The sequence below is a fragment of the Thermosulfurimonas sp. genome, assembly GCF_015491435.1.
Lineage (GTDB): Bacteria > Desulfobacterota > Thermodesulfobacteria > Thermodesulfobacteriales > Thermodesulfobacteriaceae > Thermosulfurimonas_A.
The window spans coordinates 1-2,913 of sequence record NZ_WFVX01000145.1; the positions used below are offsets into that span (position 1 = coordinate 1).

General features: G+C 60.7%; 3 protein-coding genes. 2 read left to right on the plus strand and 1 reads right to left on the minus strand.

Features of this window, described 5'->3' with window-relative positions; translation table 11 throughout:
• A partial coding sequence (locus F8J34_RS06645) for a DNA gyrase subunit A (protein WP_297057429.1) occupies nucleotides 1-713 on the minus strand: 713 nt, incomplete at its 3' end.
• Nucleotides 714-899: 186 nt separating this feature from the next.
• Between F8J34_RS06645 and F8J34_RS06650 the strand changes: the two genes are divergently transcribed.
• Nucleotides 900-1,550, plus strand: a complete 651-nt coding sequence (locus tag F8J34_RS06650) for a histidine phosphatase family protein (protein ID WP_297057431.1) — start codon at nucleotides 900-902, stop codon at nucleotides 1,548-1,550.
• Nucleotides 1,547-2,913: AsmA family protein (locus F8J34_RS06655; RefSeq protein WP_297057433.1), on the plus strand; the 1,367-nt coding region annotated here is incomplete at its 3' end. The genes F8J34_RS06650 and F8J34_RS06655, both read left to right, overlap by 4 nt.

The window sequence follows — 2,913 nt, forward strand, 5'->3', positions numbered from 1 at the left end:
ATTTTGATGAGGCCCTTCCCGGTGAGATAGGCCTCCCGGATCCCCTCCATCCCCACGATCAGGCCCCCGGTGGGGAAGTCCGGTCCCTGGATATAACGCAGGAGTTCGTCCAGGGTGATCTCGGGGTTGTGGAGCATGGCGATGAGGGCGTCCACCACCTCGCCCAGGTTGTGCGGGGGGATGTTGGTGGCCATACCCACCGCGATCCCGGAGGCCCCGTTTACCAGGAGGTTGGGCAATTTGGCCGGAAGCACCACCGGCTCGAGCAGGGTGTTGTCGTAATTGGGGGCGAAATCCACGGTCTCCTTTTCCAGGTCGGCCAGCATCTCGTGGGCGATGCGGGAAAGCCGGACCTCGGTGTAACGCATGGCCGCAGGAGCATCGCCATCCACGGAACCGAAGTTGCCCTGTCCATCCACCAGGGGGTAACGCATGGTGAAGTCCTGGGCCATGCGCACCAGGGTGTCATAGACCGCGGCGTCTCCGTGGGGATGATATTTACCGATGACCTCTCCCACCACCCGGGCGCTTTTCTTGTGGGGCTTGTTCCAGTCGTTTTTCATTTCGTGCATGGCGTAAAGGATGCGACGCTGAACGGGTTTGAGACCGTCACGTACGTCCGGCAACGCCCGCCCCACGATCACACTCATGGCGTAGTCGAGATAGGAGCGTTTGAGCTCTTCTTCTAAAGGAATGGTTACTACTTCGCCCATGCGCTTTTCCTCCACCGGGGAATCTCCGGAGCCCGGCTCCGGATGTCTTCACGATACACAGGACCGGGAACCTCACGGGGAGGTCCTACAGACAGAAAAATACCAGGAAAAGGAAGGGGATTCAAAGGGCCTTGCCGAGTGGTCAAGGGGGCGCTTTTGTGTTAAGCATAGGACCGGAGGCGGGCTATGGAGACCCGGGTTTATCTTTTGCGCCACGGGCAGACCTATGCCAATGTGGAGGGGCGTTTCGCCGGGCGCACCCGGGAGGAGCTTACCCCTCAGGGAAGGGAACAGGCTCAACGGGCCGGAGAGTTGCTGCGAGTGGATCCCCCGCAGCGGATCTATGTGAGTCCGCTCCACCGGACCCGTCACACCGCCGAACTCCTCTCCCGGGCCCTGGGGCAGGCTCCGGAATTGGTCGAGGAGCCCGGTTTTCTGGAGATCCATATCCCCCCGTGGGAAGGGCGTTATAAATACGAACTCCGCGCCGATCCCTCCCTCCAGTACGAGGTCTGGTCCAGGATGCCGCACCGTTTTTATCTCCCGGGTTGCGAGACCCTGGCCGAGGTTTACGGACGGGCGGTGCGGGCCATGGAAGATCTGTTCCATCGGGAAAGGGGTTCGGTGGTGGCGGTGGTGACCCACATGGTGGTGGTAAGGGTCCTTCTGGTGCATTACCTGGAACTTCCCCTGGCGGCCTATCGCACGGTACCGGTTCCCAATGCCCTTCCCGTCCTTTTTCGCCGGCAGGGGATAGAAATCCGGGTGGAGGTTCCCTTCGATGAGGGGCCCGAGGCCGAGGAGATGCGGCGTTTCCTGGAGAGACTGCGAACATGAAACGTCTTCTTAAAATAACCGGTCTGGTCCTGGGGAGCCTTGTTCTCCTGGCGGTGATTCTGGGCTTCCTCCTTCCCTATCTGGTCAACCTGTCCACGGTGAAGGACCGGGTGACCCGCAGGCTCTCCCGCACCCTTAAAGCCGAGGTTTCGGTGAAGACCCTGCGTTTGCGGGTCTTCCCCCGTCCCGGGCTCTCGGCCGAGGGGGTGCGTATCCGGGGAAAGATCTACCTCCTTACCGTGGATAGTCTTCGTCTCTATCCCGAGGTGATCCCCCTCCTCCATCGCAAGGTGGTGATCCGCGATTTTTCCCTCCAGGCCCCCCACCTGGTGTTACGTCTTCCCCGCAGGAAACGGCCTTTCTCCCTGCGGAAGATCCTGGAGAAACTGCCTCCGCTGCCGGCCCTGGAGGCCCGCCTTTCCAGAGGAGAGGTCCGGGTGTTTCGGGAGGAAACCCCTCTGCTGGCCTTTTCGGATCTCTCGGCGGAGGTGGCCACCCGACCCCATCAGATCCTGCTCGAGGCCGGGGGAAAGGCTTCTTTTCTCCAGGAATTTCATCTTAAGGGGCGTCTGCATCTTCGGAAGCTGGCTGCGGAAGGACTTCTGCGGCTTCAGCACGTGGATCTTTCCCGTTGGCCCTTCTGGAAGGGGTTCCCCTTACATCCCGAAAAGACCGATCTTTCCCTGGATCTGGCTTATACCTACGAGGATTCCTCTCTGCTGGTGGGGTTTAAGGGCCAGGCTCCGTGTGTGCGTTTCCGCAAGGCCCCGGAACTTCTTTTTTCCTGCGGGGTGGCGGAGGGGGAGCTGACCCTGCGTCCGGGGGCCTGGGACCTCCGCGTAAAGAATCTGGTTCTTCGGGAACCGGAGCTGGAGGGAGAGATAAGGCTGAGCAGGTCCTCCCAGGCCTATGTCCTTTCGGCTCGGCTGAAGAAACTGAACTTTACCCAAATGAGGGGGCATCTAACGCGTCTTTTTCCCGAAAATCGGGGGGTAAAGAAATTTCTTGGTCTGGTGCGCGGGGGAGTTTTCAGCGACCTGGAATTCAAATCCCGCTCTCCCAAGCCCTCTGGACTCTTTCGGCCGGAAAACTTCATCCTTTCGGCCCGGGTTAAGGAGGGCTCGGCCCATCTTCGGCGTCCGGCCCTGAATCTCTCCGGGGTCACCGGCACCCTTACTTTGGTGATGGGGGATCTCACCTTCCGGGGAAAGGCCCGTCTTCCGGAGAGTGCGGTCTCCCGGGCCGAGGTACACGTTCATCTCAAGGATCGTACTGCTCCCCTTTCTCTGCGGGCCGAGTTTTCCGGGGAGGCCCGAGAACTTCTGGCCACGGCCTGTTCCGCCAGTCGTAAGGTGGCCCACAG

Coding starts and splice junctions, on each gene's coding strand:
- F8J34_RS06650 (WP_297057431.1), top strand. CDS start 900: ATGGAGACCCGGGTTTATCTTTTGCGCCACGGGCAGACCTATGCCAAT.